Origin of the sequence: Hymenobacter jejuensis (assembly GCF_006337165.1) — a bacterium.
GTDB classification, from domain to species: domain Bacteria; phylum Bacteroidota; class Bacteroidia; order Cytophagales; family Hymenobacteraceae; genus Hymenobacter; species Hymenobacter jejuensis.
The window spans coordinates 4,270,553-4,293,918 of the sequence record NZ_CP040896.1; the positions used below are offsets into that span (position 1 = coordinate 4,270,553).

At 53.5% G+C, this 23,366-nt stretch carries 24 protein-coding genes; 12 read left to right on the plus strand and 12 right to left on the minus strand.

The window, feature by feature from the left end:
- Positions 1-128: 128 nt before the first annotated feature.
- On the minus strand, positions 129-557 hold the full coding sequence (locus FHG12_RS17530; protein WP_139516958.1) for a DUF3127 domain-containing protein: 429 nt from the start codon (positions 555-557) through the stop codon (positions 129-131).
- Between the two features lie 129 nt (positions 558-686).
- Between FHG12_RS17530 and FHG12_RS17535 the strand changes: the two genes are divergently transcribed.
- Positions 687-1,670 carry an isoaspartyl peptidase/L-asparaginase family protein gene (locus tag FHG12_RS17535; RefSeq protein WP_139516959.1) on the plus strand — a complete coding sequence of 328 codons (984 nt, stop codon included), beginning with the start codon at positions 687-689 and terminating at the stop codon, positions 1,668-1,670.
- 90 nt (positions 1,671-1,760) lie between these two features.
- Here FHG12_RS17535 and FHG12_RS17540 read toward each other — a convergent pair whose 3' ends face one another.
- On the minus strand, positions 1,761-2,672 hold the full coding sequence (locus tag FHG12_RS17540) for a cyanophycinase (protein WP_139516960.1): 912 nt from the start codon (positions 2,670-2,672) through the stop codon (positions 1,761-1,763).
- 94 nt (positions 2,673-2,766) lie between these two features.
- Positions 2,767-4,575: a M1 family metallopeptidase gene (locus tag FHG12_RS17545; protein ID WP_139516961.1), complete on the minus strand. Its 1,809-nt coding sequence runs from the start codon at positions 4,573-4,575 to the stop codon at positions 2,767-2,769.
- A 283-nt stretch (positions 4,576-4,858) separates the two neighbouring features.
- Here FHG12_RS17545 and FHG12_RS17550 point away from each other — a divergent pair, with 283 nt between their 5' ends.
- A complete protein-coding gene (locus FHG12_RS17550; RefSeq protein ID WP_139516962.1) occupies positions 4,859-6,622 on the plus strand; it encodes a L,D-transpeptidase family protein in 1,764 nt (587 codons plus the stop codon).
- Between the two features lie 446 nt (positions 6,623-7,068).
- On the plus strand, positions 7,069-7,719 hold the full coding sequence (locus FHG12_RS17555; protein WP_139516963.1) for a helix-turn-helix domain-containing protein: 651 nt from the start codon (positions 7,069-7,071) through the stop codon (positions 7,717-7,719).
- A gap of 25 nt (positions 7,720-7,744) precedes the next feature.
- On the opposite strand, the gene gvpC is transcribed toward FHG12_RS17555, so the two are convergent.
- Positions 7,745-7,831, minus strand: a complete 87-nt coding sequence (gvpC, locus tag FHG12_RS21425; RefSeq protein WP_139517898.1) for a gas vesicle protein GvpC — start codon at positions 7,829-7,831, stop codon at positions 7,745-7,747.
- Positions 7,832-8,517: 686 nt separating this feature from the next.
- On the opposite strand from gvpC, the gene FHG12_RS21030 reads away from it, so the two are divergent.
- Positions 8,518-8,688, plus strand: coding sequence for a hypothetical protein (locus tag FHG12_RS21030; RefSeq protein ID WP_165699443.1), 171 nt, complete (start codon positions 8,518-8,520; stop codon positions 8,686-8,688).
- A gap of 86 nt (positions 8,689-8,774) precedes the next feature.
- On the opposite strand, the gene FHG12_RS17565 is transcribed toward FHG12_RS21030, so the two are convergent.
- Both FHG12_RS17565 and FHG12_RS17570 read right to left on the minus strand, forming a co-directional pair.
- Complete coding sequence (locus tag FHG12_RS17565; protein WP_139516964.1) at positions 8,775-9,263, minus strand: hypothetical protein; 489 nt, start codon at positions 9,261-9,263, stop codon at positions 8,775-8,777.
- A 200-nt stretch (positions 9,264-9,463) separates the two neighbouring features.
- A complete protein-coding gene (locus FHG12_RS17570) occupies positions 9,464-10,891 on the minus strand; it encodes a DEAD/DEAH box helicase (protein ID WP_139516965.1) in 1,428 nt (475 codons plus the stop codon).
- 350 nt (positions 10,892-11,241) lie between these two features.
- Here FHG12_RS17570 and FHG12_RS17575 point away from each other — a divergent pair, with 350 nt between their 5' ends.
- Entirely contained in the window at positions 11,242-11,760 is a 519-nt protein-coding gene (locus tag FHG12_RS17575; protein ID WP_139516966.1) for an NUDIX domain-containing protein, read from the plus strand.
- A 101-nt stretch (positions 11,761-11,861) separates the two neighbouring features.
- On the opposite strand, the gene FHG12_RS17580 is transcribed toward FHG12_RS17575, so the two are convergent.
- The 3 genes from FHG12_RS17580 to FHG12_RS17590 form a co-directional block, all read right to left on the minus strand.
- Entirely contained in the window at positions 11,862-12,416 is a 555-nt protein-coding gene (locus tag FHG12_RS17580) for a hypothetical protein (protein WP_139516967.1), read from the minus strand.
- Between the two features lie 341 nt (positions 12,417-12,757).
- The gene (locus tag FHG12_RS17585; RefSeq protein WP_139516968.1) at positions 12,758-13,345 is read right to left on the minus strand and encodes a TMEM175 family protein; all 588 of its coding nucleotides are present in this window, start codon (positions 13,343-13,345) and stop codon (positions 12,758-12,760) included.
- A 267-nt stretch (positions 13,346-13,612) separates the two neighbouring features.
- Positions 13,613-13,852 (minus strand): hypothetical protein, encoded by a 240-nt coding sequence (locus FHG12_RS17590; protein WP_139516969.1) that lies wholly within the window; start codon positions 13,850-13,852, stop codon positions 13,613-13,615.
- A 311-nt stretch (positions 13,853-14,163) separates the two neighbouring features.
- Here FHG12_RS17590 and FHG12_RS17595 point away from each other — a divergent pair, with 311 nt between their 5' ends.
- Together FHG12_RS17595 and FHG12_RS17600 are read left to right on the plus strand one after the other, a co-directional pair.
- Positions 14,164-15,426: a pyridoxal phosphate-dependent aminotransferase gene (locus FHG12_RS17595; protein WP_139516970.1), complete on the plus strand. Its 1,263-nt coding sequence runs from the start codon at positions 14,164-14,166 to the stop codon at positions 15,424-15,426.
- A gap of 282 nt (positions 15,427-15,708) precedes the next feature.
- Positions 15,709-16,125, plus strand: a complete 417-nt coding sequence (locus FHG12_RS17600; RefSeq protein ID WP_139516971.1) for an EamA family transporter — start codon at positions 15,709-15,711, stop codon at positions 16,123-16,125.
- Between the two features lie 44 nt (positions 16,126-16,169).
- On the opposite strand, the gene FHG12_RS17605 is transcribed toward FHG12_RS17600, so the two are convergent.
- Entirely contained in the window at positions 16,170-16,457 is a 288-nt protein-coding gene (locus FHG12_RS17605) for a hypothetical protein (RefSeq protein WP_139516972.1), read from the minus strand.
- A gap of 265 nt (positions 16,458-16,722) precedes the next feature.
- Here FHG12_RS17605 and FHG12_RS17610 point away from each other — a divergent pair, with 265 nt between their 5' ends.
- From FHG12_RS17610 to FHG12_RS17630, 5 genes are all read left to right on the plus strand, one after another.
- Positions 16,723-16,932, plus strand: coding sequence for a hypothetical protein (locus FHG12_RS17610; protein ID WP_139516973.1), 210 nt, complete (start codon positions 16,723-16,725; stop codon positions 16,930-16,932).
- Between the two features lie 606 nt (positions 16,933-17,538).
- On the plus strand, positions 17,539-17,736 hold the full coding sequence (locus tag FHG12_RS17615) for a hypothetical protein (protein ID WP_139516974.1): 198 nt from the start codon (positions 17,539-17,541) through the stop codon (positions 17,734-17,736).
- A gap of 189 nt (positions 17,737-17,925) precedes the next feature.
- Positions 17,926-18,159, plus strand: a complete 234-nt coding sequence (locus FHG12_RS17620; protein ID WP_139516975.1) for a DUF551 domain-containing protein — start codon at positions 17,926-17,928, stop codon at positions 18,157-18,159.
- Between the two features lie 202 nt (positions 18,160-18,361).
- Positions 18,362-19,378 carry a glycoside hydrolase family 43 protein gene (locus FHG12_RS17625; RefSeq protein ID WP_139516976.1) on the plus strand — a complete coding sequence of 339 codons (1,017 nt, stop codon included), beginning with the start codon at positions 18,362-18,364 and terminating at the stop codon, positions 19,376-19,378.
- 189 nt (positions 19,379-19,567) lie between these two features.
- On the plus strand, positions 19,568-19,987 hold the full coding sequence (locus FHG12_RS17630; protein WP_139516977.1) for a hypothetical protein: 420 nt from the start codon (positions 19,568-19,570) through the stop codon (positions 19,985-19,987).
- Between the two features lie 74 nt (positions 19,988-20,061).
- Here the strand turns inward: FHG12_RS17630 and FHG12_RS21360 are convergent, their stop codons facing one another.
- The gene (locus tag FHG12_RS21360) at positions 20,062-21,549 is read right to left on the minus strand and encodes a TSUP family transporter (protein ID WP_165699444.1); all 1,488 of its coding nucleotides are present in this window, start codon (positions 21,547-21,549) and stop codon (positions 20,062-20,064) included.
- A 61-nt stretch (positions 21,550-21,610) separates the two neighbouring features.
- Positions 21,611-23,323 carry an NADPH-dependent assimilatory sulfite reductase hemoprotein subunit gene (locus FHG12_RS17640; RefSeq protein ID WP_139516979.1) on the minus strand — a complete coding sequence of 571 codons (1,713 nt, stop codon included), beginning with the start codon at positions 23,321-23,323 and terminating at the stop codon, positions 21,611-21,613.
- Positions 23,324-23,366 lie beyond the last annotated feature (43 nt).

A 23,366-nucleotide genomic window follows, 5' to 3' on the forward strand; every position in this document is an offset into this window, starting at 1 on the left:
AAACGAAGAAACGCTACTGAGAAGTTGTCGCTTTTTGCGAAAGCACTCAAAAGTAGGAGGGCGGCGCACAAAAAATGCCGCTCCTTGCGGGAACGGCATTTGAAATGAAAACCAGCTCGCTGGTTTGCTTAGAACGGCAGATCGTTGTCGTCGTCGCTGGCGATGGGCGCAGCGGGCTGAGCACGCAGGTTGGGGTTCTGGTTAGCCTGGGGCTGACGCGGAGCCGGCGCGGCTTGCTGATTGCTGTAGCTACCGCCTCCCGAAGAAGCACCGCCGCCACTGGCAGCTTCCAGTTTCCAGGCTTCGAGGTTGGTGAAGTACAGCATCTGGCCGTTTTTGTTGAACCCGCGGCCACGCAGGTTGAAGGTTACCTTCACTTCGTCTCCTACTTTGTAAGAATCGATGAGAGCGGTTTTATCCTGCACCAGTTGGAATTTGATATGCTCAGGATACTGGCCTTCCACGACTTCCAGCACGAATTCGCGCTTGCGGAATTTCTCGCTCACCTGCTGTTCGTCGAAAATTTCGTGCAGGCGGCCGGTAGCTTCGTAAGCCATAAGAAAGAATAATTAGAGGAGTTGAAACAGTAATTCAAACGTACGAAAAAAAACCGACGAAGGCCATGTTGAAAGCGGCCAATGCCCCTCTCGGCTGCGTACTTTTGTGCCCTCTTTTACATCTTGCTCATGACCAACAAATTGGCTTTGGCTATCCACGGCGGAGCCGGCACCATTGCCCGCGCCACCCTGACCAGCGAGGCAGAGACAGCCTACCGGGCTGCGTTACAAACTGCTTTGGAAGTAGGCTATGCTGTGCTCACGGCGGGTGGGCCCGCTCTTGAAGCCGTGGAAATGGCCGTGCGCAGCCTTGAAGACTGCCCCCTTTTTAATGCCGGACGCGGCGCCGTGTTTACGCACGAAGGCCATCACGAGATGGATGCGGCCATTATGGATGGCCGCAACCGGGCAGCCGGTGCTGTCACGGGCGTTCGTACGGTGCAGAACCCGATTCGGGCCGCGCGCTTAGTAATGGACAAAACAGAGCATGTACTGCTCGCGTGGCCCGGTGCCGACGAATTGGCCCGCGAACATGGCTTGCCTACCCAGCCCGTCGAATATTTCTTTACGCAACATCGCTACGACCAATTGCAAGAAGCCCTGACCGAGGGCCGCATGCGGCTCGACCACAGCACCTCTCTGCAAGCCGAAGCCCCGCTCGCCGAGCCCGGCGCCATTAACGAAGATTCCAAAAAGAAAATGGGCACGGTCGGGGCCGTGGCTCGTGATATTAATGGCGACCTAGCGGCGGCTACCAGCACCGGCGGCATGACCAACAAGCAATATTCCCGCATCGGCGACTCACCCATTATCGGTGCCGGCACTTTCGCCGACAACCGCACTTGCGCCATTAGCTGCACGGGCCACGGCGAATTTTTTCTGCGGGCCGTGGTGGCGCATGATATTTCTTGCCTGATGGAGTACCGCGGCCTGAGCTTGGCGGAAGCTTGCCGCGTGGTCGTGCACGACAAGCTGGCGCCCATGGGTGGGGAAGGTGGCCTCGTGGCGGTCGATGCGCTCGGCAACGTGGCGCTGCCTTTCAACTCCGAAGGCATGTACCGCGGCAGCCTGACTTCCACGTCGGATTTGGTGGTACATATATATAAGGAGTAGCTATAGGCTTCAGAAAGCAGTCGCCGCCTAACGCAACGGGCCGCGTTCCTTAGGAACGCGGCCCGTTGCGTTAGGCGGCGACTGCGCTAACTACAAACTGGCTTCCTGTTTCTCAACCGGAATTGGAGTTACGTGTGCTTCTTTGTTGACGTAAAAGTGCCGCTCCTGAATATCATAGACATTGCCTTTGGCCAGCACGTGCATGGTTAGGTTTTCGACGGAGAGGGCTGCGCCTTTTTTGGCGGCAGCGGCATTATTATGCTGAATGTTGTGGCCGTCGACGATGATGACCAAGTTCGAGCCGATCGTTTCGATCAGGTTGCCGCACGTGATGAGCACGCCGGTGTCTTCGCCCAACCCGATGCCGATGAGCTTGGGGTGCAAACTCACCGATTCGATGAGGCGACCAAAGCGGCCGCGCTTTACAAAGTGCGAATCGATCACGACGTTGTGAATCAGGTTTAGACCTGTGCCAATCTTTACGCTGCCTTTCATCAACGCGTCCGGTACGCTGCCGCCCCGAATCATGATGTGCGACATGGCCATGGCGCCTGCACTCGTGCCCGCAATCACAAAGTTAGACTCGGCGTGGTAACGAGCCGAGAGGCGCTCGAGGAACTCAGTGTCGCCGAACATCTCCCGCAGGCGCGACTGGTTGCCGCCGCTGAACATAACGATGTCGGCCTGGAGCAGGCGCTCCAAGTATTCGGCTTTGCGAGCATCCGCGGGCGTGCGAATGTCCATGATGCCCACTTTCAGGCAGTTGAGCATCGCAAAGGAAGAAACGTAGATTTTGCCTACTTCTTCCGGGATCATCGAGGCCGTGGTGATGACTTCGATGCGCGGATCGGTCTTCCCCGACTCCGTGACGATGCGCTTCAGAATGCCCAGCTCAAAAAAGTTGAGGTAGTACTTCTTCTTGGTGCGTGGGTTGGGGTAGGTACCTTTATCTTCATTGCCACCGATGGCAATCAGTTTACCGAGAGGTCTTGGATCTTTCAACGCAGGGGAAATCAACTAATCAAGTAAGTCAAAACACAAAAGGACGGGCCTTGCACTTGGGCAAGCAAGCTTCGGGCCACTCACCTTGTACGGCTCAGTTCGTCTTTCGGCCTACCAACACGTCGAGCGTGCTGGTTGCGACCGAGTGATAATTGGGGCGCGCTTCGGCATAAATCGCCTGGGCCCGCTCCCGGCCACCAGGAGTTGCCAGCAACGCTTTGTAGAGCGGCACCAGAAATTTGCGGCGGCCTACCCGGACCAAAAACCGGTGCACGGCCTCGTCAACGGGGTGGTAGCCCGCGGCTATGGCCTTTGGAAACCAGGCAGTTAGGATTTCTGCATTGCCCGACTGGGTAAAACCAAATGCAGTATCTAAATCTAATAACTGATTGATTGACAAATTGTTAGGAAGGCCCTGTAAAAAGTGCGTCCATTCGTGGCTGCTCCAGCCAGTGGTGTCGAGTACGGCGGCGGGTGTGCCGTGTAACCAGCTTTGCAGCGTGGCTTCCACTGCCTCGAACCGAACAGAAGCCACCCGCGGCGCCACCGCCGGAATGCCCGGCTGGTTTACCCAGGCGTCCAACTGCAGCTTCTCCTCCAGGCCCGGTTCTTTGTCTAAAAGCTCCCGCCGGAGGTAGCCGATAAAGGAAGCTGTATCCATCGACTGGAAGCTATGTGACGTGAAGTACTCCTTGATAAAGGCATCCAGTCGGGCGCGGCCTACTAGAGTTTCGAGTGTAAGCAGGAGGTAGTCGCCTTTTTCGTAAGCAATTTCATTTAGTCCTTCATCCGGATCGCGGCCGGCCAGGTCCAGATGGAGGTGGGTGTCTTTGCTTTTCGAACCTAGTTCTTCGATGGTGTGCAGCAGAGCCGTATGACCCAGTACCTGCAACATATCGGAGTAAGGGCGCCCGTAAAGCTTCTCCATAATGCGCCGCTCGAAGTAAACCGTGAAGCCTTCGTTGAGCCAGAAATCATCCCAGGTAGCGTTGGTCACCAAGTTACCCGACCAAGAATGAGCTAACTCATGGGCCACCAAGCTAGTCAGGCTGCGGTCGCCGGTCAGAATTGTGGGCGTTACAAATGTTAATCTTGGGTTTTCCATGCCACCAAACGGAAAACTCGGCGGCAGCACCAGCAAATCGTACCGTTCCCAGCGATAAGCGCCGTAAAGGTCTTCCGCAGCGGCAACCATTCTCTCGAGGTCTGCAAATTCATAAGTCGAGGCAGGCAGCGTAGTTGGTTCGGCATAGATGCCAGTGCGAGAACTAAGGGGAGCAAATGCCAGATCACCGACAGCCAACGCCATGAGGTAAGCTGGAATCGGTTGCTCCATGCGGAAATGATACTGACCTGATGGATTCAGGGCTTGTGGGTTTTCGGCACTCATCAGCGCCAAAAGCTTGGCCGGTACGCGAACGCTTGCTTCGCAGGTGAAGCGCACGCCGGGGGAGTCCTGGCACGGAAGCCAGGTGCGCGCAAGAATGGCTTGCGATTGGGTAAACAAAAAAGGATGCTGCCGACCGGCCGTCTGCTCCGGGGGAAGCCATTGCAAAGCGGCCGCGCCCGGAGTGGTACGGTAACGAACCGTGACCGCAGTAGTGTCGGGCCGGATAGCAATGCGCAGCGACTGGCCCAGCACCGGATCGGAGGGCCCAAGCTCGAAAGTCGTTGGCTCGCCGGTGGGGCCGCCCAGCAGAACTGCTTCAACGTCGAGGTCACGGGCGTCGAGCACCAGCTCGGAGGCCGCGCCGAATTTTTGAAACTGCCAGGTCGCGTATCCGCTTAGGGAGCGGCTCTCGAAATCAACTACAAGGTTCAGCTCTAAATGCCTCACTACCGCATCGGCCGGCTGAGCATGTGTGTGAGGATCGGGGGAAAGCAGGGCAGTAGTGGCAGACATAACAGGCAAGCTAAGACTGAGCTTTGGGAGAAGACGTGAGGGGAAACGCCAAAGATAGCCAAAAGGCAAAGTGCAAAACGCCGGGATATTATTTACAACTGTATAGCAAAACTTCTAACTTGCGGTGCAAGGTGTGTCCACGCATTACGGTTGAGCAGTAACCCTGCAAGACGTATTGTAGTAGAACGGGCAAAAATCCGGGAACCGATTCGGTAAGCTTTTTGCCTACGGGTTCTCAGGTTATTCATTCCACTCGCTCTCAAGCGCACACCTTCTCTGCTTCATGAAACCATATTTTTTTTCCACCTTCTTTACCTCGCTTGTGTACTGGCTCCTTGGGCTGGTGCTGCTGGCTCCGGCTGCTTCGTGCAGCCAGGATCAGAAGGCGAAACTGAAGGATGCTCTGCCCGACGACCTGACTACGAAAGTTGCCGGTCCCCAGCCCAAGTTAGATAGCGTTTACGTGGCCCGCCAGATGCTGGCAGAGCCTGCGTTTAAAGACCAATGGGAATGGGGTAAGAAGTTTTATAAAGAGCGGGACTACCGATTAGGTTGGTTCCGCAACCACGAACTCGTACCACAGGCCAAGACTTTATTGGGGGTCATCAATAAGGCTGCCGACGAAGGTCTGGACCCTAAGAAGTATCAAATCAAGGACTTCGATAAGCTGTTCGATGAGTTTGAAAAGTCAAAATCCGACTCAACCAAGCGCAATGCGCTGGAAAAACAGATTGATGTAGCTCTATCGGGTACCTACTTCAATTGGGCCTCAGATTTTTATCGGGGTACCGTAAACCCGCGCGAAGTCAAGAGCATCGACTGGAATGTGAAGCGCAACAAGATTAAGCTTCACAAGGCACTGATGACTATTCTGAAGGAGCGCGACAGCACGTATCCATACTACGAGTTTGAGCCGTTGCACCCCGAATATGAGCGCCTGAAAAAGGCTCTGGCGGATTACCGGGCTTTGCAGCGCAACAGCAATTGGCCTGTAATTCCGGCTAGTACTCGCCTCAAACCCGGAGCTTCCTCTCCGACTGTGGCGCTGTTACGGCAACGATTGTTGGGCGTAAAAGCAGCTGCAGAACAGCCCGGTGCTACGCCCGCTCAAACGGTTTCCAATGGTGGAGTGCAACCCGCTGCGGCCGCCCCAAACCAAGTGTACGACGCTGAGTTGGTCGCGGCGGTAAAGGAATTTCAGGAAGATAATGGGCTAAAAGCGGATGGCATTGTGAGCGGCGAAACGATTCACCAACTCAACGTTCCGCTCAACGATCGCATTGACCAGATCATCCTGAATATGGAACGGTGGCGCTGGCTGCCCAAGCGTTTTGAACCTAGCTATCTGCTCGTCAACATCCCCGAATACACCCTTCATATAGTGGAGGAAAACAAGGAAGTTATGTCCATGCCCGTAATCGTGGGCAAGACGTTGAACGCCACTCCAGTGTTCAGCGACAAGATGGAATACGTGGTATTGTCGCCCTATTGGAACGTGCCTATGAGCATTATTCAGAAGGAGCTCAAGCCCAAATTGGAGGTTGATCCGGTAGGTACTCTTGAGCGTCTGGACATGGAAGTTGTGAAGGGATACGGTAGCAAAGCCGTGCCCGTCGACCCTACTTCAATTGACTGGGCCAACGTGGATGAGAAGAATTTTAAGTACACGGTTCGCCGTCGGCCAGGACCCAAAAACGACCTCGGTGACGTGAAGTTTATCTTCCCTAACTCGCAGGATATCTATCTCCACGACACGCCGCACGACGAGCTTTTTAGCCAGGCAAAGCGTGGCTTCAGTCACGGTTGCGTGCGCGTTGCCGAGCCTATTAAACTGGCTGAGTACCTCCTGCGCAACAAGCCCGGCTGGGATGAGACGAAGATTCTGGACGTGATTTCGCAGCGGCAGGAGCAGTACATTACCCTGCCCGAAAAGCTACCGGTATACCTAGTATACTTCACTGCTTGGGTTGACGAAGGAGGGAAAGTGCACTTTCGCGATGACATATACGGCCACGACAAAGCCTTGGCCAAAGAGTATTTTAACTAGGAGTAGAGCTTAGCTTTCCCCAACGTGCTCCCTGAAGTTGCTACTGTACTCAGCTTGAATATGCTCATCTGACTTCGCGTAAGTAGCGTACGAACAGTGATGACATTGACTAGCCCTAACGCTGGTTGCCGTAAGGTAGCCAGCGTTATTTTTTGCCCTTATATCTGCTTTAGCGCTGGCGCATAAGTGATGGCCTAGGGAGAGGGTAAATACTGGATGTGCTCTACTTAGATCTATTCCACTGTAGCGTAAGTAGAAATCTTGGAATAGGAGCTACAAGGGGTATAGTTTACATATGTTTTACAATAGTAAACCGCATCGCCTTGTGTTTACTATTGTGATATTAATAATAACAGTCATGTTGCATATTGTAAACTGCATTCATGGCGTTGAACAGGTGATTTTTTAGCTGTACATTTGTAAATCACACTCTTATGTAGGCTTTTATGCTCGAGCGTATCCGGGAAATTCTGACGAAGCGCCACTTGACGCCTACCCAGTTCGCGGACGCCATCGGGGTCGGCCGGCCAATCATAAGCCACATTCTCAGCGGCCGTAATAAGCCTAGCCTGGAAGTAGTGCAGAAGATTATTGCAGCGTTTCCAGACCTTTCTCTGCCGTGGCTTCTGAGCGGCGCAGGCGAAATGGTAGCTGCTCCAGGAGGTGTAAATGCTGCTACAACTACAGAACAGCCTGAAAACAGCGCATTAGCGGCTTCTCCTGCCCGCAAAACAGCTCCAGCACGTTCTGATAAGCCCAGGGTGCCTGCTAAACCCCTACAGGCCTCTAACGACGTCGTGGATGCTCTGGAATACAGCGAGACGGTTACCAGTAGTTCGGCATCAGTGGCTCCTGTTAGCGCCCCCATTGCGGAGGTAGTGCCTACTATGGCGCCCCCAGCACTTCCCTCTGAGCCCGCTCCGAGCGCGTCCAAGGTATCTGCTGTATTACCGCCGGTTGTTGCGCCAAGTGTGACTTCAGATGCTACGGCTGCAACGCTGGCAGGCTTGACATCGCCTGAAAAGGCAATCCGTCGAATCGTGATTTTCTATCAGGACGGGACCTTTGTCGACTACCGCCCGGAGGCTGCTAACTAGCTTATTAGCCTTCTCCGTAGCTCGGCTATGGGCGCAATTCTTGCTGGCAGTTTTCTGCTTGATAACTCCTCTCTTTCTTGGTTCTTGATAAGGAATTGAAAAGCCAGTGCAATTTGGCAGACTGGCTTACATTGCCTCTACTTGGCTAGTATTTCGTAGCTAACTCGAGGCGCTATTGATCAACATACCTGATACGTTGACATGTTAAAAGCAAACCTTTTAAGCTTGATTAAAGAGCAACTCAACTTGTTTAATTATAAAAAAATAAATATCTATTTATCAGATAGTTATGCATTTGTTATTGAAGTTTAAGAGAAGATATATAGGGGTATATTTTGTTTATCTAATTTATTAGAATAGTTATAATTATATCATTTCTTCAGCTGAAAAGAGTTATGATCTTCTTTGCTAAGCTTTTTAACAAGACGTGAGTATGAGATAAGTGAAAATTTCGATCAATAATGAGCCGCCAATGGCGTTAGCATGGCTAACACGGTCAGATTAACAGAGGAGCTTTAGATAGTCTAAGTGGTGAGAATGTAAAAGCGCTAAGTCCTATCTGCGGCATTTGACAGAGTACAGAGTATATAGTAGAAATATTGTTTACAAATCTAATATGAATGTTATATGCAGGAGAGGGTCTTTTAATAGGAGAGTTGATAGTTAACATTTCTATCAGGTTGCCATGCGGGCGGCCCTGTGTGAAACTTATGCCAGAAGGGCTCGTAAGAATTGCCGAACGCACCTTAAGCGTCCGGAATGTTTGCCGGTCTTGGAAGCGGTGCTTACCTTTGGATCATGAAAAAGTCCCGTCTGCTCCTTCTGTTTGCCGCTTGTGCATCGCTGTACCTGACGTCCTGCTCGCAGGCTCCCGACGCTGAAAAAGATCCTGCGGCTGATGCTGCCTACAAGCGCAGCCACCGCGCTGAGCTGTACCGTGAGGCCCAGCGCAGCAACGTGAACTACTAAGAACGGGCGAGCATAAGCGCAACCACATAAAAAGCCCCGCCGAATCCGATTCGGCGGGGCTTTCGTGTTTGACAACCCGGTCTTGGTTAGCTCATGACAAACTGGCTCGGGGCGGCCTGGGGGTCTAGCTGCAAATCAGGGAGTTGAATGCCGGCCAGCAGTTGGTTCTCTAATAAATCGGCCCAGGTACGCAGGTACAGCACTACATCGTCGCGCTGGTTGTGGCGCAGGGCATTGCGACGCTCAAAAGGAATAAGAGATCGGATAGCCGGGTCGGAAAGACGCTCCAAATGCGTCAGATCGGTGCGCGTAAAGCCCAGGGCCAGCATCTCGTCGATGGTATGGTCGATGGGCAGGCCACTGGTGGGGCAATAGTCGATGAGCTGGCGCTCCCAATCGCCGTAGCGCTGCATGGCGCGGGCGTGAATTTCCCCCTTAGGAAGGTGCGTGATAGTCTGGGCGAGGTGGCCGCAGTTGCAGCTGCCCATGTGGCCCCATTGGTAGGGGGCCTGCGAAGCAAGACGCTGGGCCGTATCGCGTAGCGCCTGAATAACGGAAAGTGTGCTCTTGGCCATGGAGGAGAACGTAGCGATCAGGTTTGGTCAGAAATACGAATACTTCCGAGGCTATAATTACGTGCCGCACCGTTTTGTTTCAACCAAACGCATAAAAGCAAGGCCCACAACCTGATAGGTCGCGGGCCTTGCTTTTGTAAGAGCTCAAAAAGTATGTGGTATTATATTTGTAAGCTATTGATAATCAATAATTTATTAAATTATCGGCTATTGCCGCCTCGGAAGCGGCGACGGCTTTGACCATTCTGAGCGGTTTGGCTGCTACCGGCTGAGCGCTCGCCGCTCGGCCGAGCCTTGGCAGGTGCAGAGGCGGCACGCGGGCCACCGGAACGAGCTTGTCCTTGCTGCTTGGGGCGCGACGAATCGCCGCCCGCGGGGCGGGGCGAGCGTGGGTCGCCTCCACGGCCGGGGCGGGGCGGACGACCAGCCGGGCCTTTCGGCTTCTGAATGGGCGCGCCGCCGTGCAACAGCACCGGAGCCACGTCGTTGACAGAATACGGATGGTCGCCAACTACGTCAAGCTGGCGGCGGATAAGGCGCTGAATATCTTGTAGATACGCACGCTCTTCTTCCTCGACAAAAGAATACGCTATGCCCGAAGCGCCGGCCCGACCTGTGCGGCCAATGCGGTGCACGTAAGTTTCCGGCTCGTTCGGAATTTCGTAGTTGATAACGTGCGTCAGCTCGTCTACGTCAATGCCGCGCGCGGCAATGTCGGTGGCTACCAGCACGCGCGTCGCGCCGGTTTTGAAGTTGGTCAGGGCTCGCTGCCGGTGATTCTGCGACTTATTGCCGTGAATGGCTTCGGCCGGAATCTTGGCTTGGGCCAGACCCTTTACCACGCGGTCGGCGCCGTGCTTGGTGCGGGTAAACACCAGAACCCGACGGATTTTCTGATCGCTAAGCAGATGCTGAAGCAACGCAGGCTTGTCGTGCTTGTCAACCAAGAATACGCTCTGCGTAACCGTGTCGGCCGTGCTCGAAACGGGCGTGACGGCTACTTTGATTGGGTTTGGGCGCAGGATGGTGTTGGCCAACTCCTGAATCGCGGGCGGCATGGTGGCCGAGAAAAACAGCGTTTGGCGGCGCGTGGGCAGCTTGGGCAGGATGCGCTTGATATCGTTGATGAAGCCCATGTCGAGCATGCGGTCGGCTTCGTCCAGCACGAACACCTCAATGTGCCGCAAGTCGATGAAGCCTTGGTTCATCAGGTCGAGCAAACGACCGGGAGTCGCAATGACCACTTCCACGCCGCGCTTCAGAGCATTGGTTTGGGGCAACTGGCCTACGCCGCCGAAAATGACGGTGTGGCGCAGCTGCAAATGGCGGCCGTAAGCGGCGAAGCTCTCGCCAATCTGAATAGCGAGCTCGCGGGTAGGCGTCAGTACCAAGCAACGGATGCGGGAGTGCGAATGGCGCTCGACCTGGGCCGTTTGGTGCAGAATCTGAAGAATCGGAACGGTAAAGGCGGCAGTTTTGCCCGTGCCCGTCTGGGCAACGCCTAGCAGGTCGCGGCCGTCCAGCACATGCGGAATGGCTTGCTCCTGAATGGGCGTGGGAGTAGTGTAACCTTCCTCGTGCAAGGCACGCAGGATAGGTTGAATCAGGTTAAGTTCGTCGAAAGACATCAAACAGGGAGTAAAAAAGAAGCCGTCCGCGCAGGACGGCAGAGGCAGAATCGGGGAGTTGAATCCGTAAAGGTCGTATGTTTTACGACAGCAGCCGGAAATGCGGTGGTGAAAAGCCTGCGGCAACCCCAAAGAACACCGCGAGTACCAGAGTGACTTCTGCGAAAGCAGGCGGCAACAGAGGTTTTTAAAAGATTGATATACAGAATATTACTACTAAAGGTTGAGCTATGCTTTAGCCGCGCTCCGGATGGCTTGCGTAAAAATGCCCCAATTGCAGGAACTGTAGGCCGTCCGGCTGATGGCTCGCGTTCCTGAGTTTTAAGCCCAGAAACATACATACCAGACCCATGAACATCACCGAACGGAAAATAGTGTACAACGGTAAGAAATATAAGCTCAGCCAGCTCACGGTGCAGGATGGCGACAAAAGCTATCAGCGCGAGCGCTTCGAGCCCGGCAAGGCAGTTGGGGCTTTGGTATTTGATACCCAAAAGCAGCGGTATCTGATGGTGAAGCAATTTCGTGTAGGGTCCGAGTCCGATTTGATCGAGGTGCCGGCCGGAATGCTGGACCAAGAAGGGGAGTCGCCCGAACAAGCCATGCGCCGCGAAATAGAGGAGGAGCTAGGCTATACGGTCGATCACATCGAGCCCATCAGCACCTATTACCCCTCAGCGGGAGCCAGCGCCGAGCAGATTTCGCTGTTTTATGCCGAGGTAAGTCAGCAAACCAGCGACGGAGGCGGTGTCGATGAAGGTGAAAAAATTACGACCATCGAGTTCACGAAAGAGGAACTAAGCACAACCAAATTCGAAGATGGCAAAGCCATTATTGCCGTACAATGGCTTCGATTACGCAATCAATAGCCTGGTAAATCTCGTATTCATTTGGGTATAAAAAAGCGATTCATTGCTGATTTGAGTCAGCAATGAATCGCTTTTTAGGCAGATACTTAGTAAACAGCTATTTACTGTGTTTTAACCAAATACATAAAGTCTTGCTTGAGCTTAGCGTCATTGATGACAATGCTTACTTCCTGTGGAGTTTCGGTTTTAACAAATGGTATAGTCCGTTGGCTAGTGTATAAGTCCCGGTTCCAGAAGCGGCCGGAGCCTGCGGGCAACGACTCTTGGGCTAGCAATACTTTGCCGTCTTTGTCTTTGGCGGAAAGGGCTAGGTAAGCGGGGTCGGCGTTTTGGGCACCTCGGCGCAGCATAGTTATTACCAGCGTGCCCCCGGCGGGTAAGGTGCTGAAGCGGCGCTGGTACGTGCTGTCGGCCCAGTTGTTCATCTTGCGCAGCGCGTCAATTTCGGCGAGCAACTCGGCATATGGGCGGTACGCAAGGCGCGTTACGGCGCCGTCCGCCTCCGAATCTTCGTCGGTATTCTTGGTTACGTTGAATACGTAAGCACAATTTTCGTCCTTTTTGGGGCGCAGATAGCGTTTGCGCTCCACGGGTTTTATCTGGGCGGAAGCACCAACAGAAGCAAGTAGCAGCACAACGAGGAGAAGTTTTTTCATAACCTAAGCAGAATAAGAATCAGGCAACGGACGGGCCGCTACGAGGCAAAGGTAAGCAAGGCTCAGCTACATAACGTTATATTTTCTCGAAACGAGGTAGAAGTCAAATTTAACCCTGCAAAACAATAATAAGACGTTGATAAATCGCCTGATACAGAGGTTTATTGTATATAAAAACTTGACTATTAGATATTTATACAATGAATTGATGCTTGAATTTGAAGTGCCATTGCTGCTCTACTTATGCAATTTATTTTGCTTCGATCTTTACAGTAGCTCATTTATGCACTATTTCTTATTCTTTCTATAAGAAGAACACAACGTGGCCGGTTCGCAATGAGTTAGTGCTGTTCTCCCGCCTTTAGCATTCGCGCAATGCGTCGATCTGGCACCAGCCAAATCAAAGCCACAAAGACATAAAATGCGCCCGCTACCCACGAATTTACGAAGCTCGCAGCAATGCCCAGGCAATAGAGCAGAGGCGAGAGCTTGCCCTTTAGGTCCTTGCCAAGGGCGTGCGCCAATACCGAGTCGGGGCCGTCGGCAGCAATGATCTGGCGTTGCAAAACGAAGTAAGCCAGTGCATTCATCAGTAACACAAACCCGTACAGGGCCAGCGTAGCGGGCGCAAACTCGTTCTCGCCCATCCAGCCGGTCACAAACGGGATCAGCGAAAGCCAGAATAGCAAGTGCAGGTTGGCCCACAGCACGTTACCGCTGATCCGGTTGATGCTTGTCAGCATCATGTGGTGGTTGTTCCAGTAAATACCGACGTACACAAAGCTCAGAATGTAGCTTAACACTACCGGCAACAGGGGTTTTAGCGCCGCGAAATCGTGGCCGTGCGGGACTTTAATTTCCAAGACCATAATCGTGATGATAATGGCCAGTACGCCGTCGCTGAAGGCTTCTAGTCTGCCTTTATGCATAGGAATAGAAGTAAGATTGATACATAAGGAAGGGAAGGTAACACTGAGCTACTTGCATACACCACTCTTATTTTGGAGCAAAGTGGTAAGCCTCACGTCTAGGCGAAAGAGTTCTTCACTTATAGATGGAAAAAGAGTAGTATAATAATATATAAATCGTTGTACGTCAATGCTATATAATGCAATATGCCGCGGCGGCTTTAAACCATCGCGGCATATTATTTACAATGTGTTACTGATTGGGCAGATAGAAGTCTGCGAGCTGCCCTAAAACCGGCTTTGCCGAACTTTATGCGGAGCCGAGGCTTTCTTGCTCGGCAGAGCAAACCAAGCGTGACGCTTAGTTTTTTTACGGCCTTTGTAGGCTTTGTAGTAGGGGCGGTGCACAAACATGCGGCCCTTGGCCTTGGCGCGGGCATATGCAGTGGCGCGGCCGGCCGTAGCAGGAGCGGGTTGGAGGTCTGCCAGGATCAGCAGAGCGCAGAACAGAATCAGAGCTTTGTACATGCTGAGAAATTGGTTGGTCTGCTGCTTAAACTGAAGCGTAGGCTAAAAAATTGTGTGCCGCCGACCGATCGCCTGCTGCTGTTTAACGTAGATGATCGGTTCGAAAAATATTGATTTAGGCTTAAGTATTTGATATTTAAAGTTTTATGTAGTGTTGGCGCTTTCTGCGTGTGCATGCCTACACGCTGGGCAAGGACGTCCGCGGACTCCTACAACAATCGTTTGCGCCTGAGCCCCAGCGACTTCCCTTGGGCATTTTAGCGGCCTTTTCCTTTCAGCCCCTGTATATTTAGGCAAAAAAATACCTGCTCATGACTGTTTCGCAGATGGCCGGTAGCCTAATTGGCTCCGAAATCATTAAAATCGGCAACGAGGTCAACGACATGATCAAGAAGGGGGAGCAGATCTGCAACCTTACCATTGGTGATTTTGATCCCGCTATTTTCCCGATTCCCCAAGAGCTCCAAACGGAGATCTTCAGCGCCTACGAGGCGGGCAACACCAATTATCCGCCGGCCAATGGCGTAGCCGATCTCCGCACGGCCGTCGCCGCGTTTCTCACAACGCGCTTGGGCTTGACGTATTCGATCAACGATATTCTGGTGGCCGGCGGCTCGCGCCCCCTGATTTATGCCACATACATGGCCCTGATCGACGCGGGCGACAAGGTGGTGTTTCCGGTGCCGTCGTGGAATAACAACCATTATTGCCATTTGTCGGGCGCTGAGGCCATCATGGTGGAAACCACCGCCGACAACAACTTCATGCCCGGCGCGGCCGACGTCGCGCCGCACCTGAAGGGAGCTACGCTGCTGGCTCTGTGCTCGCCGCTGAACCCCACCGGCACCGTGTTTACCAAGGAAGACCTCGAGGAAATCTGTGACTTGGTAATTGCCGAGAACAAAACCCGCGGCGCAGACGAAAAGCCGCTGTACATCATGTACGACCAGATTTACTGGATGCTGACCTTCGGCGACACCAAGCATTATGATCCCGTCAACCTGCGCCCCGAACTGCGCGAGTACGTAATTTATATCGACGGCATCTCAAAGTGCTTCGCCGCTACCGGCGTGCGCGTGGGGTATGCCTTTGGCCCGGCCAACGTCATCGACAAAATGAAGTCCATCCTCGGGCACATCGGGGCGTGGGCGCCGAAGGCAGAACAAGTGGCCACTGCACACTTTCTGCCCCAAACCCAACAGGTTGATGCGTTTCTGAGCAATTTTAAAGGCAAGGTGCAGAAGAGCCTAACTGCTTTGTACTCAGGGTTAAAGGATCTGAAGAAGCAAGGCTACCCCGTCGATGCCATCGTGCCAATGGGCGCCATATACCTGACGGCGGAAATTTCGGTACTAGGCAAAACTACACCGGCCGGGAAGCTCCTCGCCACCAACAAAGACATCACGTCGTACCTGATTTCGGATGCGCGGCTGGCTGTCGTGCCCTTCGGCGCGTTCGGCACTTCCGATACCTCCACGTGGTTCCGCATGTCGGTGGGGGGCGCTTCGCTGGAGGCCATTGAGGACGCGCTACCAAGATTGAAAGCAGCTCTGGACCAGTTAGAGCAAAAATAACGCAAGCCAGACCTGGGCTTGCTATCCGCTTCCACCACGCAAGCAAGACGCCTCAGCCCTTCGGGTTGGGGCGTTTTGCGTTAACCGGGAGCGCATCGGCTTGCGTAGAACGGGCAAGATCCTACAGGCGACGCAGGTATGAGGTCTCATACCAGCTATTTAAATAAGGCGCCCGTACAATAGGTTTTTCGCCCAACGGGTTAGCGCGGCGTATGCTGGTCAGCGGTTTAGGCGCGCTGGGTAGTCGATTGAGAATAAGTTGTTTAAGTAAAATAACACTATATGTGGTGGCTGTATGCTTTGCTTTCGGCGTTGTTTGCTGCTCTTACGGCAGTATTGGCCAAAATCGGTGTGAAAGGCGTCGATTCCAACCTGGCTACCGCCATCCGGACGGTCGTGATTCTGCTACTGGCGTGGGGAATCGTATTTTTCCGCGGCAGTCTGACTGAAGTACACACCCTTACCCGCACCAACTGGCTCTTTCTGATTCTGTCGGGTGTGGCCACGGGCATGTCCTGGATCTTCTATTTCAGAGCCTTACAGCTTGGCAAAGTCTCTCAGGTAGCGCCCGTCGATAAGCTCAGCGTAGCCTTGGCTATAGTGCTGTCAGTACTGTTTCTGGGCGAAAAGCTAACCTGGCAAACTGGTTTGGGCGCCACCCTTATCATTGGCGGTACGCTGGTATTAATATGGGGTTAATATACTGATAATCAGTAAATTATGTTTTAAGGTGAGGTAAGTTGTTACGCCGTCAGCATCCCTTGGTTTACATACACATAGGTATAGCGATGTAGGACAGCCGCCGGCACCTGCGAAAGCATTCTGAGCGTCCAGGGGTCATCGTCAAAAGTCTTCTGCAATTGTGCTTCTACCTCGTCCAGTGACAGAGTTATCATCTCTGGGTCAAGCACTTGCGCTCGCTGCAACAGTAAATCGGAAGCGGTTACCAGCGCTGGTGCCTGAACTGGCGCGTCGGACGTTGGCAGGCTGTTCAGGGCAGCAATAACTTCGGGGGTGAGGTACTTTTTCATAAGTTACGGGGGCCTAAGATAAGCGGTACAAAGGTAGTGCCTGAAGCCATCGGTTGCGTCTATAAGGTATTACGCAACTCTTCTAACTAATTGATCGGTAGATATTTATATCATAGGTTATCTTTTAACCTGAGATCCTCTTATAACAAGCGAGAATTTCCCGCTTAAATATTTGCAAGTTTCCTGTCTTTTTTTGTACTATAGTAGTATGAAGGCTGTCTTACATCCCCTTATCACACTATTTATGGGCTATTGCGGCCTTTTTATGCTTTCTCTGCTTATGGCTTTCTTTGTAGAGAGCCATGAGCGCCGACGCTTAGAGCGCGAACAAACCCCCCGGGAAGTATGGAATAAACATACAATCCAGCCTGACAACGAAACCTTTAATCATTATTTCTGGGATGTGTACCTGCCCGCCAGCAAATGGCGCTTTGTGCTAGCCCCTCTGCTGTGGTTTAATCGGTTGTTCAACTAACTCTTTTATATAATTTCTGCCTTCACTGGCTACTAAACTGTTGTTTACCGCGCGGCCCGGCAAAACGTTATCGTTCTGCCGGGCCGCTGCTATTTAGTGAACCAAGACTAACGCTGGAAAAGCCTTCGGTCAGCAACTACCCGCAAACGTTAGCGGGATACATTTGGAAGTTATGCTTGGAATAAACTAACTTCCTAGCTTTTCCGCCTGTAGCAGCTTCATTAATCGGACTTCGTCACTTAACATTTGATCCTTCTTGTAACTGACTTGAATTAGATTTATACAAATCCTCTTGAGTGTGTTAAAGGACTGTATTGAATTTTTAAAAGAAATTTTTGTGTTTAGATAAATTGGACTTATAAAATAATGAATATGATTTAATTCAAGCTTTTGAAAGGTCTTATGCATTCGAAAAGAGTTGAATAAAACCAAATAGCCAATGTGTACGATTGATTTTGAACAGGTTTTCGAAGAGGAGTGAAAAAAATATTTTTGGATATTTTCGCTTTTGTTCTACTCTTTTAGTAACCTAGTGCCATGAAGGACATCCTACTTCCATTTACTGCAGTGCTCATGGTATATTGCAGTTTTTTCTTCGTTTTGGTAATGATTTCGCTTTACATCGAAGAACGGGAGTTGCGTCGGTTTCTGCGGGAGCAGACGCCTCAGGAAATGTGGACTTTATGCGCGCCTCATCCGTCAGCTCGCGAATTCAACAGTTATTTTTGGGACGTGTATTTGCCCGCCAGCAAGTGGAAATTTGTGTTGAAACCCATGTTGTGGCCCATCTGGATATTCAACTAACGGCTAGGATACTACTTGAAAAGTTCAAAGGTTTGGTAATCAAGTAGATATCATAAATGTAAGTGCTTTTTACCCACAATTTTCTTTTGAAGCCCCAGCCTCCCGGTTGGGGCTTTTTTTTGTAGGAAGGCTACCAAGCAGGCTGGGGAAAAATTAGGCAGCTTAAGAAGCTAAGCAATACTTTTGGGTATGAGAATGGCTAAAGTGAACTGGATTTTGCGTACAGAACAGCTGCCTGCACCTAATCAGCGTGTGCTGGTATATGCGCCTTCTTCATGGCTGGATATCACGGTAGCGACGTATAAACCCGAACAAACGCCGGGCGCTAAACACATGTTTGTGACGCCTGATCGGCAGGGGATAGATCGCTACGTGAAAGGCGTGACCCACTGGATGCCGCTACCCGATCCGCCTGTCGGCTAGGCCTTTGAGCCATGGCGCTAACCTTACCCACGGTGGGGCCGTTAGGAGGAGAAATGCCATGCCAGCCCAATGAAAAGCAACGAGATTGAGCCGCGCCAGAATCGCGTGATTTATATTCTGATGACGGTAACTGCGATATTAGCCTTGATTTACGCCATCTGGCGCCACTACGGCCAATGAGCATTTGCAAATCTGCTCCGCAATGAGTCCGCTCACTCCCTCCGACTTTTACCAGAACCCTGTATGGGACGATGATTTCCCCGACCCAACCATCATTCGGGGCTCGGACGGATGGTACTACGCGTACGGCACCCAAACCAGATACCACGGCCAGATCCTGAACCTGCAGATAGCACGGTCTGCCGATCTGGTTCGGTGGGAGCATTTAGGAGAAGGATTGCCGGATAAACCCGCTTGGGCTGACACCACGCAGCGCATCTGGGCACCGCACGTAAGCGAGCATGATGGCCGGTATTATCTCTACTACTCGGCGCAGCCCAATGGTGCGGAAGGTCTTTGCCTGGCCGTGGCAACGGCTACGGCGCCGCACGGGCCATTCGTTGATAGTGGGCAGCCGTTACAGTGCGGCGAAGGTTTCCTGAACATTGATCCCATGGCCTTCGACGACCCCGCTACTGGCCGTCGGCTGCTTTATTGGGGCTCCGGCTTTGGCCCCCTGATGGTGCGGGAGCTGGCACCTGATCGTATTTCTTTCGTGCCTGACAGTGAACTTGTTACGCTTGTAGAGCCAGCTCTAACCGACGATCTCACGAATTATCAGCGGTTGATAGAGGGCAGCTGGGTAGTGTTGCGTAATGGCTGGTACTACCTGTTTTATTCGGGCGACAACTGCTGCGGCGAACAGGCTCATTATGGCGTGATGGTAGCCCGCTCGCGTAGTGCTACCGGCCCATTCGAAACGCTTGCACAAGCCACTGGCCACCCCAATAGCACCATACTGGAAGGCAATAGCCGGTGGCGCGCTCCCGGTCATAACTGCATTATCCGTGACGAGGCCGGCCACGACTGGATGGCTTACCATGCAATTGATACCCAACAACCTACGTTCGACGCCATCAACGACGAACAGGGATATTCCCGGCGCGTGCTGCTGCTGGATCGGGTGGAATACGAGTCGGGATGGCCGTGCATAAGCGGGGGCACCCCATCCACTACCGCGCAGGTAGCCCCGATTACCGTAAAAACGTCATCCGGGTAACTTGTTGTCAATAACGTAGTTATTCATGTATCGGCTGGGCAGACCTGCCTGCTACACAGGGGAGTGACGTTGGGGCGCACAACGCTAATGGCTGTTGCAAGGGCCACTATTCACCCTAAAAAGTACCCAGATGTCTTGGCTGGCCGTAAGATGGCTTGTTAGGTGCAAGCTGTCATTATATTGCCGACAATGAAGCCAATTGCTACAACTGCCACCCTTTATTTTCAAAACAGCGCCGGCCGGATCACGGAAGACGCCGGGGGCTACCTGCGGCTGGACTGGGCGGCCGGGCCTCGAGAGGAAGCGGCGTTTCGGGCGTTGTTGCAGCACGTTATTCGGGCGCTGCATCGCAATAGGTGGGGCAAGCTATTGGCTCGGCAAGACCAGATGGTGCCTTTTACGCCAGCCGAACAAGCTTGGATTGTAAACGAATGGATGCCGCGCGCGGTCACCGAAGGCGGTTACCGCTTTGGAGCAGTTATTTCGGCCAAAAGCGTGTTCGCGCGCCTGGCTACCAACGTGGTGATCAACGAAGTGCGCGAATTGCCCATCGTATACAACACCTTCGAAGACGAAGGTTACGCAATCTCTTGGTTGCGTAGTCAATAATTTGATAATCAAGCTATTGTAGATAAGCCAGTAGGGGCTCAACAATATAGCTGCCCCCTATCAGGCTCGTGTCGTTATACAAACAGTTTGCGCAAAGCCCACAGGCTCCACAGGATCACCATCAGGCCCACGCCGATAAACATCCAGCGGATGGGCAGACGGCCCGCCAACCGAGCCGCAAATGGTGCCGCCGCCACGCCGCCTACAATCAGGCCCAGCACGATTTGCCAGTGCGAGATGCCGATGAGCGAGAAGAAAGTCAGGGCACTGGCGAAGGTTACAAAGAACTCGGTAAGGCTCACAGAACCAATGACATACTGCGGGGTGCGGCCCTTCGCAATAAGCGTACTCGTGACCAATGGCCCCCAGCCACCGCCGCCAAACGAATCAAGGAAGCCCCCCGCGGCGGCCAGCCAGCCCACGTGTTTGATCTTGCGTTTGCTTTCCTGCTGACGAAAAGCGCGGCTGATGATGCGTACGCCCAACAGCAACAGATACACGGCCAGCAGAGGCTTTACCCAATTGGCATAGGTTTCGCCAAAATACGAGAGCAAGAAAGCGCCACCCACTGCGCCTGCAATACCTGGCAAGAGCAAGGCCTTGAACAAGCGGCGGTTGACGTTGCCGAATTTGTAATGGTTGTAACCCGACGCGCCGCTGGCAAACATCTCGGCCGTATGAATGCTGGCGCTCACGGCGGCGGGGTGTATGTTCATGGACATCAGGCTAATAGCCGTCACGACCCCGTAGCCCATGCCCAGCAGCCCGTCGATGAGTTGGGCCAGAAAACCGATGGCCACGAAGGCGTAAAAGGTGCCTCCGCTGCGCAATACCGCGTAGGCCTGCGGCCACGTAACATAGTAGGAGGCAATGTTGAGAATGAGCAGCGCCGCAAAAGCCAGCAGCGAACCCGTCGCCAGCCGCCGCCAATAGGTTGTGGCCGGCGATTCGAAGGCAGGGCCGTTGGCCAGCTCGGCCGTAACCGCGTTCAGCGACTTTACTTTTTGGGCAAAATCGCCGTTCAGACGGCCGCGGATGACGGTCATTTGCTGCAACACGGTATTTAACTCGCCCGGCAACGACTCTTCCAGCACTTCGCGCAGCCGTTTGGCTACGGTTGGCGACTTGCCGTTGGTGGAGATGGCCACTTTCAAGTCCCCTTTCTGCACCACCGAGGAGAGATAAAAATCGCATTCGGCAGGCGTATCGGCCACGTTAGTAAGCAGATGGAGCTCGGCGGCCGAGGCTTTGATGTGCCGATTTAGCGCCTTGTCGTTGGTGGCAACGAAAATAAAATCGTGGCCCGGCAGATCGTCGTCGGAGTAGGGGCGCTTGTGGAGCTGCACGCGCGGGTGCCGCGCGGCTAAGGCTTGCAGCTCTGGCAACATCGTGATACTCACGACGGTAACAGTCGTAGCAGGGCTATTCCGCAGAATCGCGCTCAGCTTTTCCAGCCCTACAAAACCGCCACCCACCAGCAACACCCGAAATTGCTCCAGCTTCAGGAACACCGGAAACAGCGGGTTGCCTGTAGGCTCGGGCGGAGGGGACGAAGGAGGCATAGGGAGGCCCGCAGGGTGCGAGTTGGCTTCAGAAACCGCGGTCGAATTCATCGCTAACGCATTAAGCATGAAAATTCTGGCCGTGCGTAGTGGCGTGCACGTAGCCTTGACGCACTACAAAGTCGCCAAACCGTTCACTGGGTTGGCGCTCCTGGGCGTAAGCTTGCAATAGGGGCGCGAGTTCCTGCAAAATACCTTCTTCGTCCAACATTTCCTTGTATAATTTATTGAGGCGCTCGCCGGCGTGGTCGGCCCCCAAGTACAAGTTGTAGCGCCCAATGGCTCGGCCCACCAATCCGATCTCTCCTAAATACGGCCGCGCGCAGCCATTCGGACAGCCCGTCATCCGAATCAGGATGCCCTCGTCGGCCAGGCCGTTGGCCTGAATTAAGGTGTCAATCCGGTCGAGTAGGTGCGGCAGATAGCGCTCGGCTTCGGCAAAGGCCAGCGAACAGGTATTCAGGGCCACGCAGGCCAGCGAGTGAAAGCGCAAGGCAGTTTGCTGCTGCGTCTGGGCCCAGACGCCGTGCGCTTCCAGAACATCCTGAATAAGAGCCCGATGCGCCGGCTCGATGTTGGCCAGCGTTAAGTTTTGGTTGCCGGTCAGGCGGAATTCGCCGGTATGAAATTCGGAAATGTGGCGCAGGGCCGTTTTCAGTTCGCAACCGGGTTTGTCGTACACGCGGCCGCCTTCCACAAATAGCGTCAGGTTGGTTTTGCCCTTTTGGCCGCCCGACCAGCCAAATGCATCGCCGGACGTGGTGAACTGATAGGGCTTGGCGGGGGCCAACGCATAGCCCAGCCGCTGGTGTAGTTCGGCCAGAAAAGTATCGAGGCCCACGCGGTCGAGGGTGTATTTGAGGCGCGAGAACTTGCGGTTTTCCCGATTGCCCCAGTCGCGCTGAATCGTTACGACTTTTTCGCACACGTCAACTACTTGATCTAATGATACATAGCCAACTAGGTCGGCGAGGCGGGGATACGTTTCGGGCATACCGAACGTCATGCCCATGCCGCCGCCGATGGCGATGTTAAACCCCAACAGTTTGCCTTTTTTCTCAATGGCAATCAGGCCGATATCGTTTGCAAATACGTCGGTGTCGTTTTGCGGCGGCACGGCCAGCGCAATCTTGAATTTGCGGGGCAGGTACGTTTTGCCGTAGATCGGCTCGTGGTCTTCTTCGCCTTCGTTGGGGGCGCTGGCAGAGTGCTGCTCGCCGTTGAGCCACAGCTCCCAGTACGCCGACGTGCGGGGCGTAAGATGGGCGCTGATCTGCGTGGCCACGTCCTGCACCTGCTGATGCAGCTGCGATTCGTGCGGATTGACTGAGCACATCACGTTGCGGTTGACGTCGCCGCAGCCTGCGATGCTGTCCATCAGCACGTCGTTGAAACCCTGAATGGCGCGCGGCAAATTGCGCTTCAGCACGCCGTGTAGCTGGAACGTCTGGCGCGTGGTGAGCTTGAGCGTGCCGTTGGCATACGTGTTAGAAAGCTCGTCCATGCGCTGCCACTGCGAGGGGGAAGCCACGCCGCCGGGCACCCGCACCCGAATCATGAAGGAGTAGAGGGGCTCGAGTTTCTGCCGCTTGCGCTCGCTTTCCAGGTCGCGGTCGGTTTGCTGGTAGGAGCCGTGAAACTTGATCAGGTGGGTGTCGTCGGGGTTAAGCGCGCCCGTGATGCGGTTCTGCACGCTCTCACGCAGGGTGCCGCGCAGGTAGTTGCTGGCGTCCTTGACGTGTTCGACTTCGGAAAGTTTAGGAGTATCGGCCATGGGATGAGGTGTTGCGAAAGAAAGTGGCTGGCATTCAAATGGT